At 74.0% G+C, this 14,953-nt stretch carries 11 protein-coding genes and 1 pseudogene; 7 read left to right on the top strand and 5 right to left on the bottom strand.

The window, feature by feature from the left end; all coding sequences use genetic code 11:
- Positions 1-23: 23 nt before the first annotated feature.
- The gene (locus ACFRIC_RS22850) at positions 24-881 is read right to left on the bottom strand and encodes a hypothetical protein (RefSeq protein WP_382788523.1); all 858 of its coding nucleotides are present in this window, start codon (positions 879-881) and stop codon (positions 24-26) included.
- A gap of 273 nt (positions 882-1,154) precedes the next feature.
- On the opposite strand from ACFRIC_RS22850, the gene ACFRIC_RS22845 reads away from it, so the two are divergent.
- Together ACFRIC_RS22845 and ACFRIC_RS22840 are read left to right on the top strand one after the other, a co-directional pair.
- Positions 1,155-1,844, top strand: a complete 690-nt coding sequence (locus tag ACFRIC_RS22845) for a ThuA domain-containing protein (RefSeq protein ID WP_382788521.1) — start codon at positions 1,155-1,157, stop codon at positions 1,842-1,844.
- A gap of 202 nt (positions 1,845-2,046) precedes the next feature.
- A pseudogene (locus ACFRIC_RS22840) lies at positions 2,047-3,591 on the top strand (carboxylesterase/lipase family protein); the annotation flags it as partial.
- Between the two features lie 806 nt (positions 3,592-4,397).
- Here ACFRIC_RS22840 and mmuM read toward each other — a convergent pair.
- The gene (gene mmuM / locus ACFRIC_RS22835; protein ID WP_382788519.1) at positions 4,398-5,324 is read right to left on the bottom strand and encodes a homocysteine S-methyltransferase; all 927 of its coding nucleotides are present in this window, start codon (positions 5,322-5,324) and stop codon (positions 4,398-4,400) included.
- Between the two features lie 153 nt (positions 5,325-5,477).
- On the opposite strand from mmuM, the gene ACFRIC_RS22830 reads away from it, so the two are divergent.
- Positions 5,478-6,080, top strand: a complete 603-nt coding sequence (locus ACFRIC_RS22830) for a nitroreductase family protein (protein WP_382788517.1) — start codon at positions 5,478-5,480, stop codon at positions 6,078-6,080.
- 15 nt (positions 6,081-6,095) lie between these two features.
- On the opposite strand, the gene ACFRIC_RS22825 is transcribed toward ACFRIC_RS22830, so the two are convergent.
- Positions 6,096-8,330 (bottom strand): Hsp70 family protein, encoded by a 2,235-nt coding sequence (locus ACFRIC_RS22825; protein ID WP_382788515.1) that lies wholly within the window; start codon positions 8,328-8,330, stop codon positions 6,096-6,098.
- On the bottom strand, positions 8,323-8,721 hold the full coding sequence (locus ACFRIC_RS22820; RefSeq protein WP_382788513.1) for a hypothetical protein: 399 nt from the start codon (positions 8,719-8,721) through the stop codon (positions 8,323-8,325). The genes ACFRIC_RS22825 and ACFRIC_RS22820 overlap by 8 nt, the downstream gene beginning before the upstream one ends.
- A 446-nt stretch (positions 8,722-9,167) precedes the next feature.
- Between ACFRIC_RS22820 and ACFRIC_RS22815 the strand changes: the two genes are divergently transcribed.
- Entirely contained in the window at positions 9,168-10,904 is a 1,737-nt protein-coding gene (locus tag ACFRIC_RS22815) for a DUF2264 domain-containing protein (RefSeq protein ID WP_382788511.1), read from the top strand.
- Between the two features lie 48 nt (positions 10,905-10,952).
- A complete protein-coding gene (locus ACFRIC_RS22810; protein WP_382788509.1) occupies positions 10,953-11,699 on the top strand; it encodes a rhomboid family intramembrane serine protease in 747 nt (248 codons plus the stop codon).
- 66 nt (positions 11,700-11,765) lie between these two features.
- On the opposite strand, the gene ACFRIC_RS22805 is transcribed toward ACFRIC_RS22810, so the two are convergent.
- Positions 11,766-12,365 carry a TetR-like C-terminal domain-containing protein gene (locus ACFRIC_RS22805; RefSeq protein WP_382788507.1) on the bottom strand — a complete coding sequence of 200 codons (600 nt, stop codon included), beginning with the start codon at positions 12,363-12,365 and terminating at the stop codon, positions 11,766-11,768.
- 243 nt (positions 12,366-12,608) lie between these two features.
- Here ACFRIC_RS22805 and ACFRIC_RS22800 point away from each other — a divergent pair, with 243 nt between their 5' ends.
- A complete protein-coding gene (locus ACFRIC_RS22800) occupies positions 12,609-14,318 on the top strand; it encodes a PHP domain-containing protein (protein WP_382788505.1) in 1,710 nt (569 codons plus the stop codon).
- Positions 14,315-14,935 (top strand): hypothetical protein, encoded by a 621-nt coding sequence (locus tag ACFRIC_RS22795; protein WP_382788503.1) that lies wholly within the window; start codon positions 14,315-14,317, stop codon positions 14,933-14,935. The genes ACFRIC_RS22800 and ACFRIC_RS22795 overlap by 4 nt, the downstream gene beginning before the upstream one ends.
- The last annotated feature ends 18 nt before the right edge of the window (positions 14,936-14,953 follow it).

The raw sequence follows: 14,953 nt of genomic DNA, 5'->3' as shown, positions 1-14,953 counted from the left end.
CGAGGCCCTGGAGGGGGCTCGGGTCAGGCTGCGGGCAGCGGGGCTTCCGGGTCGGGCTCCTCCCAGAATTCGGGGCCGAGAGTGTCTTTGAGCAGGGCATACATGCTCTTTCGGAAGTGGCTGGTCACGAGCCATGGGCGGGTGAAGATGCGGATCCCCTCGACCTCGCCCGCATCGTCGAGCGTGAAGATCTCGACCAGTTGCTGAACGTGACCGCCGTCCACGTATTCGTCGATCGCCACCGCGAATCCCGGCCGGCCGTCGATGTCGAGGACGGTACGAACCTTGAGGTCGCTGAAACTCTGCGCCGCCGCCTTGAGGACCTGCCCGACGACAGCCTTCCCCGTCGGCTCTTCGCGCAGGATCGGGGAGTACAGGGTGACGTCCTGCGCCAGCGGCGGGACGGCTGGATGGTCGACCCAAACGGGTGTCGGCCCCTCCGGGGCGTACGGTCCGGATCCGAGGCTCGGGTCCGCGAGAGCGGGGTCCGTCTTCGCCATCACTTCGCGCAGAGCGGCCATGAACGGCCACGGCCGGCCGTAGACGTCGATGGTGGCGATCAGGCCCGCGGTGTCGCGCCGGGCCAGCGCGACGATCTCTGTCTCCCGTCCGCCGGGGCTCGCGCTGAACACGACCCCCTCGACCTCGTCTCCCTTGAGCCGGACCGTGGCTTCAGGCGCCGCGAGAGCCCGCTGGTACGTACCGAGAGCTGCCACGACAGCGTCACGACCGGCGATGCGGGGTGCTGCCAGTGGAGTCGCGAGGGAGACGTCCTCGGCAAGCGCTGTGGCGGCCTGTCCCGAAAGTGCTGCGCTCAGCTGATCCGACATCACGCCCTCCTCGTAGTCCCGATCAAGGCGAGCCTGGGCTTCGGGGAACACTCGGGCGCGAGGTCATGTCGGCGCGCTCGGCGCCGGTGCCCTGAGGCCACCAAGAACCATCTGACGTACCGCGGCTGTACCCAGGCGGTGTACCAAAGTCCCGACGCCGCAGTCAGGTCCGTCGCCGCCCTTCCAGCATGCGCCCGGAGCAGGGCGCGGCGCATGCTGAAGGACACGGCCGCTCCTTTGCCCGGGAACCGGAGGCTGAGAGGGCGAGGGCCAATCCGGGAAGAGGGGCGCGATCACGTACGGGGCGCCCCTTAGGCTCCGTGCATGGCCTTCCGCGTTCTCGTGTACACCCGTACGACGGGCTACCGGCACGACTCGATCCCTGCCGCCGTCGAAGCGGTGCGCGCACTCGGCCGCGCGCACGGTTTCGAGGCCGACGCCACCGAGGACCCCGCGGTCCTCGAGGCCCCCCTCGACCCGTACGCGGCCGTCGTCTTCCTCTCCACGAGCGGCGAGGTGCTCACGCCGCCGGGCCGCGACCGGCTGGCGGCCCACGTCCACGGCGGTGCCGGTTTCGTCGGGGTGCACGCGGCCGCCTGCACCGAGTACGACTGGCCCCACTACGGCGAGCTGCTCGGCGCCCGCTTCGACCGGCACCCGGACCTCCAGCCGGGCAGGGTCCTCGTCGAGGACCGCGGGCATCCCGCCACCCGGCTGCTCCCGCCGGTATGGGAGTTCACGGACGAATGGTACGACTTCAGGACCAACCCGCGCGCGGTGGAGGGGGTGCGCGTGCTCGCCTCCGCCGACGAAACCTCCTACGAGGGCGGCGGGATGGGCACCGACCACCCGCTGGTGTGGTGCCGGGAACAGGGCGCGGGCCGGGTGTTCTACACCGCGCTCGGCCATGCCGCGGAGGCGTACGAGGATCCGGACTTCCTCGGGCACCTGCTCGGCGGCATCCTCTGGGCGGCACGGCAGCCCGCCGCGGCGGCGTCGGAACAGGGGGCCTGACCCGGCGCCGGACCCGGCGGAGGCCCCCGCGAGGGCCCGGGAGGGCCGCGCTCGGACCCGGTCGGCCCGCCCGCGTCGCACCGCCAAGACGGCCGGGCGGGGGTCTCCGCAGGAATACCGGGACGGGATGTGGTGCTCTGATCTCTACAGCGCGGTGGTGCTCCGGTCCCTACGGCGCGCGACGGTGAGGAGCTGGTCCAGCATGGTGGTGGACACGGTGGATCCGGTGGCGGAGACCAGGGACCCGGTGGTCCCCACCCCTTACGGAGCGGTGCGCGGCCGGTACGAGAACGGGATCGCGGTCTTCCGGGGCATCCCCTACGCAGCCCCGCCCTTCGGCGCCCGCCGCTTCCGCCCGCCCGAGCCGCCCGAGCCCTGGGACGGCGTCCGGGACGCCGGCGCGTTCGGGCCGACGCCGCCGAAGCCGCCGTACTCCGAGGCCTTCGCCCGCCTCCTCGCCGACCCCGTCGTGCCCGGCGACGACTGCCTCAATCTCAACGTGTGGACCCCGGCGCCGGACCCCGCCGCCCGGCTCCCCGTCATGGTGTGGATCCACGGCGGAGCGCTGACCCGCGGCTCCTCGGCCGTGCCCGTGTACGACGGTCACGCGTTCGCCCGCGACGGCGTGGTCCTCGTGTCCGTCAACTACCGCCTGGGCGTGGAGGGTTACGGCCTCTTCCCGGACGCGCCCGCCAATCCCGGGCTGCGCGACCAGCTCGCCGCCCTGGAATGGGTCCAGGAGTCCGTCGCCCGGTTCGGCGGGGATCCCGGCCGGGTGACGGTCTTCGGTGAATCCGCCGGCGCCATCAGCATCGGCGCGCTCCTCGCGAGCCCGCGCGCCCGGGGCCTGTTCCACCGGGCGGTCCTCCAGAGCGGCCCGCCCGAGGCGAGCGACCGCGACAAGGTGCGCCGCATGGTGCGCAGGATGGCCACCCGGCTGAAGATCCCCGCGACGGCGGAGGCGTTCGCCGCCGTCGACCGCGATCTGCTCCTGCGCACCCAGGCCGACGTGGGCAGGCTCAGCAGCCCGGTGCTCGGCGGTCCCGCCTTCGGCATCGTCGTCGACGGCGACCTCGTGCCGCGCGACCCGATGGAGGCCCTGGTCGAGGGCGCCGCCGCGGACGTCGGGCTGCTGCTCGGCTGGACCCGGGACGAGTACCGGCTGTGGCTCGTGCCGGGCGGGCTCCTGGAGCGGGTCGACCGGCTCGGCCCGGTGGCCCTGGCCGGTGCGATGGCCCGCTGCCACTGCGGTCACGAGGTGCCCCGCGGCTACCGTGCCCTGCGCCCCGAGGCCGGCACCGCCGACCTCGTCGGCCAGATGATCACCGACCATCTCCTGCGGGTCCCGCTGCACCGCCTCGCGGACGCGCGGAGCGGCACGCCCACGGCCTCCCTCGACGCGGACGTCCCGGCGGAGGGCAGGGCCCCGGCCCACGTCTACGAGTTCGCCTGGCCGTCCAACGTGCCCGGCCTCGGCGCCTGTCACGCCCTGGAACTGGGCTTCGTCTTCGACACCGCCGGCGTCCCGGAATCGGCGAAGCTCGCGGGCGAGGGCGCTCCGCAGGAGCTGGCGGACGCCATGCACGGGGCGTGGGTGCGGTTCGCGGTCGACGGCGACCCGGGCTGGGCGGCCTGGGACGCCTCGCACCCGGTCCGGGTCTTCGGCGCCGGTGACCCGCACACCGCGTCCGGCCCGCGCGACCGCGAACTCGCCCTGTGGGAGGCCGAGTCGGCCAGGCCCGACCCCGGCCCGACGGGCAGACGCCCCGAGAGGGCCACGGCCTGGGGGATGGGCCGCTTCACGGCTGCCGCCACCGCCAGGTCGACACCCGGGGCCCCTGCCGGACCCGCGGACGGGCCCGCGGCCCCGCCTGCCGCGAGGTCGGCGGCCGGGACGCCCGTCGGACCCGTGGAGGGTCCCGTCGGCGGGTCGGCGGGTGATGATCGCGACCGGCCCGCGGCCGCGCCGATCGCCGGGTCCAACGCCGGACCTGCGGGGGGACCGGTCGGTAAGCGGGCGGGCGACCACCCGGACGGGCCCGCGGCCCCGCCTGCCGCGAGGTCGGCGGCCGGGAGGTCCGCCGGACCTGCGGAGGGTCCCGTCGGCGGGTCGGCGGGTGATGATCGCGACCGGCCCGCGGCCGCGCCGATCGCCGGGTCCAGCGCCGGGCCTGCGGGGGGACCGGTCGGTAAGCGGGCGGGTGACCACCCGGACCAGCCGGCGGCCCCGCCCGCCGCCGGGTCGACGGCCGGGACCCCCGCCGAACCTACGGACGCACCTGTCCGCAAGCGGGGCGGTGGGCGTTCGGATCGGGGCGCCGGACGGTTCGGGGAGCGGTCTTCGAAGCGGCACGTGGAGGCGTCCGCCGCCCGTTCCCGGGAACGGGCGGCGGACGAATCGTCCGAGGCCGCGGACGGCGCGCCCGCGCCGGTCGGTCCGGCCGATCTGTTCGCGCGCATCGCGACACCGCTCTCGGCGGTGCGCCGCTTCCGCCGCTCGGGCGGCGCGGACCGTTCCTGAGCCCGGCCCCGGCCGAGCCGCCGCGGCCGGGATCAGGCCCCGCGCACCGCCTCCGTGATTCCCGCGATCGCCCCCGGGCCGACGCGGCAGCACCCGCCGATCAGGCGGGCCCCGGCCCGCTCCCACCCGCCGACCTGGGCGGCCGTGAACGTGGAGCGGCCGGTCCAGGCGCGGGCCCCCGCGTCCCAGGCCTCGCCGCTGTTCGGGTAGACCACGACCGGCTTGCCGGTCACCCGCGAGGCCGTGGCGACGGCCGCGTCGACATCCTCGGGAGCGCAGCAGTTCACCCCGACCGCGATGACCTCGTCCGCCTCGGCGGCCAGGGCGAAGGCCTCCTCCAGCGGCTGTCCGGCCCGGGTGCGGTCACCGGCCACGCTGTACGACAGCCACGCCGGAACGCCGAGTCCGCGCACCCCGCCGAGCAGCGCCCGCGCCTCGTCCGTGTCCGGGACCGTCTCCAGGGCCAGCACGTCGGGTCCGGCGGCGGCCAGCACCTCCAGGCGCGGCCGATGGAACCGCTCCAGTTCCGCGACGCTCAGCCCGTAGCGCCCCCGGTACTCCGAACCGTCCGCGAGCATCGCCCCGTACGGCCCCACCGACGCGGCGACCCACAGGGGCCGCGCGACCCCCTTCGCGTGCGCGCGCCGGGCGGCCTCGCGCGCCAGCTCGACGCTCAGGCCGAGCAGTTCGGCGACCCGCTCGTGCGGGATGCCACGCCGGGCGAACCCCTCGAACGTCGCCTGGTAGCTGGAGGTGATCGCCACGTCCGCGCCCGCCTCGTAGTACGCGAGATGCGCCTCGACGATCGCCTCGGGCCGGTCCGCGAGCAGCCGCGCCGACCACAGCGCGTCACTCAGGTCGTGCCCGGCCGCTTCGAGCTGGTTGGACATACCTCCGTCGAGCACGACCGTGCCGGAGGACAGTGCGGCGGTGAGGGTGAGGGCGTTGTCGCTGGCCATGCCACGACGCTAGTCGATCGGGCCGCCGTACCCCGGAGCCGTCCGCCCACCGGGCGGCCGTCTCGCGAGCCGGGACATCGGGGCCCGGGCGGGAGGCTTGATCCCGACGGCCGCCCGTCGCCGCCGGCGCGGCTCCTGGCAGGATCGGGTGACATGGAGTTCTCCGAAGTGGTCCGCCGCCGTCGCATGATCCGCCACTACTCCGACAAGCCGCTGACCCCCGAGGCGGTGGAGAGAATCCTCGCCTCCGCGCTACGGGCCCCGTCGGCCGGCTTCTCCCAGGGCTGGGCGTTCCTGGCCCTCACCGACCCCGCCGACCGCGCCCGGTTCTGGCCGTTCGTCCCGACCCGGGTCGAGCAGACGCCGACCATGCAGGACGCCCCGCTGGTCGTCGTACCGCTCGCCCACAAGGCGGCCTACCTGGAGCGCTACGCCGAGCCGGACAAGGGCTGGGAGGACCGCGCCGAGGCCCGCTGGCCGGCTCCGTACTGGTACATCGACACGGGGATGGCCGCGCTCATGATGCTGCTCAGCGCGGTCGACGAAGGGCTCGACGCCTGCTTCTTCGGCATCATGCCCGAGCAACTGGAGCCTTTCCGGGCCGAGTTCGGGGTTCCCGGGGAGTACGCGCCGATCGGCGGCATCACGGTCGGCTACCGGTCGGAGGAGGTTCCGCCGCAGGGCGCCCGTATCGCGGAACGCCGACGCGGGCTGGACGAGGTCGTGCACCGGGGGCACTGGGGGCTGCACAACTGAGGCGACGTGTCGCGGTCAGGGACCGGTGAGACCGGTCATGGCGCCGTCCTTCGTCTCGGCATCCGGAGGCGGGGAGGTCACGTCCTGGAGCAGTCCTTCGGGCAACTGGCCGGAGAGCACGGCGCCCTGCAGGGCGGCGCCGACGACCACCCCCGCGGGGAGGGCGGCCCGGACCGGTTCCCGGCCGCCCGCCAGCTCCTTGACGAGCGCCGCGACCGCCGGCATCCGGGTCGCTCCGCCCACCAGGACGACGTGGTCGACGTCCTCGACCCCGTTGATCCCCCGGGCGTCCTTCAACGCCTGGTGCACCGGGGGCGCGCAGCGCTCCAGCAGATCCTTCGTCAGCATCTCCAACTGCGCGCGCGTCAGCGTGACGTCCAAGTGCACCGGCCCGGACGGGGAGGTCGCGATGTCCGGCAGGTCGACGACGGTGGCCATGGCCCGCGACAGCTCGATCCTCGCGGCCTCCGCGGCCTCGGCCACCCGCCGGAGCGCGGCCCGGTCGGTGAGCCGGACACCCTGGCGGAGGGCGAGTTCGCGCACGAGGTGATCGACGACGCGCCCGTCCCAGTCGCTTCCCCCGAGCCTGCCGTCGCCGCTGGTGGACAGCGTCTCGACGGCCCCGTCACCGATGCTCAGCAGCGACACGTCCAAGGTGCTTCCGCCCAGATCGAACACCATGATGGTCCCGTCGTCCCGGCCGAAGCCGTGCGAGACCGCCGCGGCGGTCGGCTCGTTCAGCATCCGGACGGTTTCGATGCCCGCGAGGGCCGCCGCGTCCGCCAGGGCCGCGCGCCGGCGGCGGTCGAAGTGGGCGGGCACGGTGAGGACCGCCCGGGTGACCGTCTCGCCCAGATAGGCCTCCGCGCTGGTCCGCAGGTCGGCGAGGATCCAGGAGGCCACCTCCTCGGCGGAGAAGCGGCGTACCGCGTGCCGGTGGGTCCACCCGGTGCCCAGTTCCCGTCTGATCCGGTGGATGCCGGCGCCCGGAACGCGGGAGGCCCGCTCCACGGCGGCCCTCCCCACCAGCGGTGTCCCGTCCTCGGCGAACGCCACGACGCTCGGCGTCGTGGCCTCTCCGTGGCGGTTCGGAACGATCCGTGCCTCACCGTCCACGAACACGGCCACGGCGGAACGGGTCGTCCCGAAATCGATGCCGAGGATCGTCGACCCGTCCGCGCCCGGCCGGGTGACGCCGAGGATCGTCGACCCGTCCGCGCCCGGCCGGGTGACCCGGGAGGCGGGCTCCGGTGTTCCCGGCGGCGGGTCGCCGAGGCCACGGCTCTGCCAGAGCCTCCCGGCTCGCGCGCCGACCTGCGGATCACGGTCCCGCACCAGCAGGGTCAGGGCCTCCAGGGCGGCCTCGTGGACGGGGCCGGGCCGGCTCGCGAGCAGCCGTTCCAGCTCGTGCAGGGCGCCCAGCCGCTGCCACGGAGCCCCGGTGAGGATCGCGGCGCGGAGGGTGTCGGGGAGCGCCGGGTCGACTGGCGCGATCGGTCGACGGCCGCCGGGACGGCGCGTCAGATACAGCGTGCCCTCGGAGTTGTTGACGCTCCGGGTCGGCGTCTGGCTGGGCAGCCGGCTGCGTACGCGGTCATGGACGAAGGCGTACAGCTCCTCGGCCGACACGTACCCGTCCCCGTCGAGATCGGCGGTGCCGTCCCGCAGTCCCTCCACCACGGCCGCGGTGAAGACGGACGGCTCGGCCCGCTCCCTGCTGCTCATCTCGCTCTCGTGGCTGTACTGCAGCGCGGTCGAGGACGTGATCACGACCCGGCCCCGCCCGGAGAAGGGCTCCTTCACATCGACGTCCGGCGCGGCTCCGCGGGTCCGCATCCCTTTGGCGAACGCCCCGCTGTAGCAGCAGTCCAGCAGGACGACGGCCCGGCGGCAGGGACTCTGCTCCAGCTGGTCCGCGACGAACTCGGAGGAGACCGCGGTCGCGTCCAGGAAGTCCCACTCGGTGTCCGACGCGATGAAGTGCAGCCGGCCCCGCGCGTCCTTGCGGCCGTGGCAGGAGAGATGGAGCAGGAGCAGGTCCTGGCTCCGCGCGTGGGCGAAGAAGGACTGGACCGCCTTGCGGATCTCCAGCGCGGTGCCGTTCTCGACGACGGTGACCTCGAAGGCGCCGATGTCCGGGTCGCCGAGTACGGCGGCGAGGTGCTCGGCGTCCGCGGCGGCACCGGGCAACTCGCTGAAACGCCCGTCCGCGTAATGCTGGTTGACGACGAGGAGCGCGGCTTTACGCATCGGGCGCGTCGGCCTCCCGGGGAGCGTGCTTCGCGGCGAACAGTTCGACGGCGCGCCGCTGGTCCGCTCGGGAGACCGATGTCAGACGGAGCTCGTCACCGTCGATCGTGATGTCGATCGAGCCCGAGTTGCGGCGCGCGAGCCAGTCCTGGACCAGCCCGATGAGCGACCTCAGCGTCGCCGCGCTCGTCGCGCCGACCAGGAGCGTCGTCCAGACCACCGTGTCCCCGGCCCGGGTGCCGTCCGGAGCCGGGCCGCCCTGCGCGTGCCGCACGAACGCCGGATCCAGCAGAGACAGTTCCTCGGCCAGGAGGGACACGGCCTCCGCCGCGCCCTCGGGGTCCGCCTCGTCGGTGAACACCAACGCCGCCTCGTAGCGCGGAACGCTCAAGATTCCCTCCCCCGTGGGTTCCCGGGCCGCCGCCCGGGAGAGGCCAGTGTGGCACCCCGGAGTCGCACTTCGGCGGGTCCGGGGGAAATGTGCGCCCCGATCCGACCGGATCTGTAGGGTGCCGGGCCCCGGGAACGAGGGCGTGGTGCGGGGGAGCCGTGGAGGCGGAGCCGGAGGTGGGGCGCGGTGGTCGCACCCGCACGGGACCGCCCTCTAGAAAGCGCTTGCCGATCGGCGGTATCGTCCTGCCGCCAGGTCCCGTCGCCTCGTCGCCCCGCCGTCCCGTCGGAGGAGCCCGTGTCCGGTGCCGAGGACCCTGGTGGGGGCGGGGCGAGCCCCTGGGGCGTTCCGACCGGAACCGGGGCGCCCCAGGTATCCGGCCCGGCCCGCCCGAGGACAGCCGGCGTCCGGGAGGCCGGGCCCGGCCCGGAACAGGAAGGCCCCTGATGCCCGCCGAGCCCGCCGAGGACAGGTCCCTGAGCCCGTACACCGGCCGCACGCGCGCCCATTGGGAGGCGGCCGCCAGCTCCCTGCTCGCCGCCGTCGCCCCGTACGCCACCGACGACCAGGCCCTCTACCACTTCCCCGGAGAGCACACGAGCAGCGCCGGGCGGCTCTCCGACGGCCTCGAGGGCTACGCCCGTACGCTCCTGCTGGCGGGCTTCCGCCGGGACGAGAAGGTCCTGGAGCGGTACGCGCGGGGTCTGGCCGCCGGAACGGCCGGCGTCTGGCCCCGGGTCGAGGACCGCAGCCAGCCCCTCGTCGAGGCCGCGTCGATCGCGCTCGCGCTGCGGCTGACCCGTCCGCTGCTGTGGGACCGCCTCGACGACGGCGTGCGGCAGCGGGCCGCCGCCTGGCTGAGCGACGCGCTGACGGCCGAACCCTGGCCCTGCAACTGGGAGTTGTTCCCGGTGACGGTCGGCGGCTTCCTCCAGGAGATCGGACACGAGCCCGAGGCGTCGCGCGCCGCGATCGACCGTGGTCTGGAACGGATCGAGCAGTGGTACCTGGGCGAGGGCTGGTACACCGACGGCCACGGGCGCAAGTTCGACTACTACAACGGCTGGGCGATGCACCTCTATCCGGTGCTGCACGCCTGGCTGGCGGACGACGCCCGGCTCCTCGACCTGTACGCGGGCCGCCTGGAGGCCCATCTCGCCGACTACGCACGCCTGTTCGGCGGTGACGGCGCCCCCATGCTCCAGGGCCGCTCGCTCACCTACCGCTTCGCCGCCACCGCCCCGCTGTGGCTCGGCGCGCTCACCGGCCGGACCCCCCTGTCCCCGGGCGAGACCCGGCGCCTCGCCTCCGGCGCCCTGCGTCACTTCCTCGACCGGGGCGCGGTGGACGGCAACGGCCTGCTCTCCCTCGGCTGGCACGGCCCCGACGAGTCGTTCGTGCAGCACTACTCGGGGCCCGCCTCGCCGTACTGGGCGAGCAAGGCCTTCGTCGCCCTGCTGCTGCCCCCGGAGCACGAGGTCTGGACGGCCACCGAGGAGCCGGGCCCGGCGGAGCGCGCCGACGCCGTCACCAGGATCGGGCCGCCCAACTGGCTGCTCCAGTCGACGCGTTCGGACGGTCTGGTCCGCCTCCACAACCACGGCAGCGAGGACGTCCGCTACGACCCCTACTACACGCGGCTCGCCTACTCGACGGCGACGAGGCCCTCACCCTCGTACGACAACAGCGTGATCGTCGGCAGCGACGCGAGCCGCACGGGGATCGTGCCGCTGGGGGTGGGGGAGGACTGGGCGGCGTCCCGGCACACCGTCGCGGAGGGCGTCGGCGCGGTCTGCCTCGTGGTCGCGCGGGGTGCCGTGGAGGTGCGGGCACACCTCGTTTCGGGCGCGGATCCCGGCACGCCGGTCCGTGTCACGGGCTGGGCCGCGCACGACGGCGCGCGCTCCGAACTCCTGCCGGTGCACGGTCTGTCGGCGAGGGGGGAGGGCGTCACCGGAGAGGGCCCTTCCCTGTTCGTGGCCCTCGTCCGCCTCACCGCCGACCGGGACCCGCTCCCGCTCACGGACCTGGTGTCCGTGCGCGTGACGACACCCGAGGGAGCGGGACCCGGCGCGTACGACGTGACGGTGGCCTGGACCGCGGGAGGGACGACGGCCTTCCGGTTCGACGCCACGGGCGGAATGGTCCCCCTGAGCGGCGACGCTTTCACCGGCGTTGCCTAGAGTTCGGAGTGCGGCGGAAGCGGATCCGCCGGAGCAGGGGGGTGTGTCATGGGTGGTTCGGACGCGGGCCGGGGCGGGGGCCCCGGGGACGCCGAGCTGATGATCGCGGAGGCGCGGAAGGCGTTCTTCGTGATGTTCGGGTTCCTGGCGGTCGTCTGGCTGCTGCAACTGGCCAACTACGCCGACGACTACGCCTTCTCGCGGGACTACGGTGTGGTGTCCGGCGATGTCACCTCGCTGCCCGACGTCCTCAGCGCGCCGTTCCTGCACTGGAGTTGGGCGCACATCGAGAGCAACTCCGGGCCGCTGTTCGTCTTCGGGTTCCTCGCCGCCTACCGGGGCGTGGTCCGCTTCCTCGGCCTGAGCCTGCTGGTCGCGCTGACCAGTGGGCTCGTGGTCTGGTTCTTCGAACGAGGAGACGTGGACACGGTCGGGGCGAGCGGTCTGATCTTCGGGTACTTCGGCTACGTCGTGGTCCGCGGGATCTTCGACCGCCATCTGATCGACACGCTGATCGGTGTGGTCATGGCGGCGTCCTTCGCCTACATGCTCACCGTGGCGGTGCCCGGAACGCCGGGGGTGAGCTGGCTCGGCCACCTCGGCGGACTGATCGGCGGCCTGGCGGGCGCCTGGATCTTCCGCGACCGCCGCCCCCGCGCCCTCCCGTCGACCGGCACCGGCACCGGCACCGGCACGGGATCGGGATCGGGATCGGGCACGTCCGCCCCGTCCCCGAACCCCGCCAACCCCCGCGCCGACCTGCACAAGGAACTGGGAGATCTGGGACTGCTGTAGGCCTGCCGGCGCGAACGATCGGGCGGGCCCCGGCCGTGGATCGGATCGGCACCGAGGAGGAGACGGTCAGCCGGGCCGAGTGGCCTCGGCGCGTGGCCAGTTCTCCAGGGCGACGTGCAGGGCGTCCAGCGCGTGCCGCCAGGACGTCTCCACCGGGCGCGGGGCGCCGAAGCCGCCGATCGCCTCCAGCGTGCAGTAGCCGTGGAAGGTGCTGCGCAACAGGCGTACGGCGTCGGTCAGATCGGGCTCGGACAGCCCGTAGGCGCGGAGCATTCCCTGCGTGACCTCGGCGGTGACCTCGGCCGTGCGGCGGTACTCCGCCCGCTCCGCGACCAGGTCCGGGTCGAGCTGCGTATGGGTGGCCCGGTAGCGCCCGGGCCGCTCCAGCGCGTAGGCGCGATAGGCGTCGGCGAAGGCGACGAGCGCGTCCTTGCCGGCCCGTCCGGCCACGGCGGTGGCGATCCTGTCGATCATCTCGCCGGACGCCAGCAGCGCGATGCGCTCCCGCAGCTCCCGGACGTTGCGCACGTGCGCGTACATGCTCGCGTCCTTCACCCCGAACTGCCGGGCCAGCGCGGCCACGGTGACGTTCTCGAAGCCGATCGCGTCCGCGAGATCGGCCGCCGCCAGCACGACCCGTTCGGTCGTGAGCCCGGCACGAGGCATGAGAACCACCTTTCGCCACAGAACATTTCCTCGGGAACCCAGGCGGAAGCCTAGACCGCCTGATCGCGGACTCCGTGGAATTCGTGACGCAATGGACAGGGGCAACAGCAACAGGCTTATGGATAAAGCCAGTTGACCGATTCAGGACGTTCGGCGCACACGAGGGAGCCGCTCGCCGTTCATACTCCGCCCCGAATCTCCTCATGACGCGCCCGCAGGGGCGGGGCGACTCAGGAGGCGGTCATGGGGCACACGCACGGACACGAGCACGGGCATCACCATCACCACTCGCACGACCACGAGGGCACGGGCACCACGCTGCCCGCCGCCTTCGACACCACCGTGCCCGACGAGGCCCTCAGCCCCGAGCAGCAGTCGCGCCGCTCGCTCCTGCGCCGCGCGGGACTGCTGGGCGCCGGCCTCGCCGCCGCCGGTGTCCTCGCGGAGGGGGCCGCCACCCCCGCGTACGCCTCGGCGGGAGGCCGCAGAAAGAACGGCTTCCTGTGGCTCGCCGGAGACCACCACATCCACACCCAGTACAGCAGCGACGGCAAGTACCGCGTCCGCGACCAGGTCCGCCAGGGCGCCGCGCACGGCCTCGACTGGATGGTCATCACCGACCACGGCAGCGAGACCCACGCCAAGATCGGTGTGGACAAGGTGAACCCGGACATCAAGGAGGCCCGGGACCTCCACGAGGACACCCTCGTCTTCCAGGGCCTCGAATGGAACATCCCGGCCGCCGAGCACGGCACCGTCTTCGTCCACCCCGGCCGCAACGAGGTCGCGGTCCTCAAGCAGTTCGAGACGGACTACGACGGCAGCGTCAAGGGAGCCACCGACTCGACGCCCGCCAACGAGGCGCTCGCCATCGCGGGCCTCGGCTTCCTGGCCGAGCAGGTCCGGCGCCGCCGCGTCAAGGACGTCCTGATGCTCGCCAACCACCCCGCCCGCAAGGGCCTCGACTCCCCGCACGAGATCCGGGCCTGGCGCGACGCGACCCCGGCGTCCCACCAGATCGCCGTCGGTTTCGAGGGCGCCCCCGGCCACCAGGCGGGCGGCATCGAGAAGACGTACGGCATGGGCGTGGCACGCGGTCTGTACGACAACAGCCCGAGCGCCAACTCCTTCGCCGGCTACCCGCTGGAGAGCTACCGCACCTGGGGCGGCTTCGACTGGATGACCGCCACCGTCGGCGGCCTGTGGGACAGCCTCCTCGCCGAGGGCAAGCCCTGGTGGATCACCGCCAACTCCGACTCCCACCAGGTCTACACGGACACCGCCGTACGCGGCGGGCCGGACAGCGACTTCAACCTCAACGGCCGGCACACCGACCCGGTCTACGGCGGCAGGATCGACACCACCCAGGGCGACTACTGGCCCGGCCAGTACAGCCGCACGCACGTCGGCTCCGACGGATTCTCCTACGCGGCCGTGATGGACGGCATCCGCGCCGGCCGGGTCTGGGTCGACCACGGCCAGCTCATCAGCGGTCTCGACGCGCGGGTCTCCGGCGGCGGGCGCTGGGCCACCCTCGGCGGCGCGCTGCACGTCCGCAAGGGCACCCGGGTCACCCTGACCGTGGATCTCGGACTGGCCGGCGGCCCCAACTGGGCGGGCTTCGTGCCGAAGCTGGCCCGCGTCGACGTCATCCAGGGCGACGTGACGGGCGCGGCCTCCGACCGGGACACGCTCACCGCCCCCACCGCGCGGGTCGCCAAGTCCTACGAGGTGAACAAGTCGTCCGGCACGGTCCGCCTCACCTACGACCTCGGCGCCGTCGACCGGCCGGTGTACGTCCGCCTGCGCGGCACCGACGGCAACCGTTCCGCCGTCGGCCTCGGGGGCGCGTCCGTCGACCCGGCGGGTCCGGCCGTGGACGTCCTCGGCGACGCCGACCCGTGGAAGGACCTGTGGTTCTACTCCAACCCGGTGTGGGTCCTCCCCTCGTGAGCGAGCCCTACGTCGTCGGAGTCGACACCGGTTACACGGGCGCCCTGCGGGAGGCCGACCATCTGCTGCGCTCGCTCGCCGCGGAACTCGGCCTTCCCGCGGACGTGCTGGGCTGCACGCACCACGTCCGGGACGGACGGCGGCCGCACACGGCGCTGTCCTTCGCCGTGCCGTCGGAGCACGCGGCCCGCGCGGCATGGCGCCGGCTCACGGAGACCGGCTCCGGCACGCCCGGCGCCGGCCCGGGCCCCGGGATTCCCCTCGGTGCCGCCTTCGGCGACGACCGGCACGGGCCCGGAGAGCTCGCGGCCGGAGCCGCCCACGCGGCCGCCGAGCACGGAACACGCACGGGCGGCCGTGCCGTCCTGTACCCGGGGTCCGGCGCCGTCACCGGAGTCCTGACCGTCGGGCGCCTGCTGGAGGTCTCCGCGGTGGACCGGGTCACCGTGCTCGGCTCGCCCGAGGGGGCCGCCCCGGAGGCGGAACTGGTCACCCGCGACCACGTGCGACCGGAGTGGCGCGAGGGCCGGCTCGTCCTCGCGACGATGCCGGCCGCGGGCGGCGCGCTGGTGCCCTTCGAGGTGCCGGACCCGACACCCTGCTGCGCCGACCACTGACGGGTGCGGCCGGACGGC

Source organism: Streptomyces sp. NPDC056738 (genome assembly GCF_042790435.1).
Taxonomy (GTDB): Bacteria; Actinomycetota; Actinomycetes; order Streptomycetales; family Streptomycetaceae; genus Streptomyces.
Note: the sequence above shows the minus strand (reverse complement) of the source record. Positions and strands in the feature narration are given on the sequence as shown.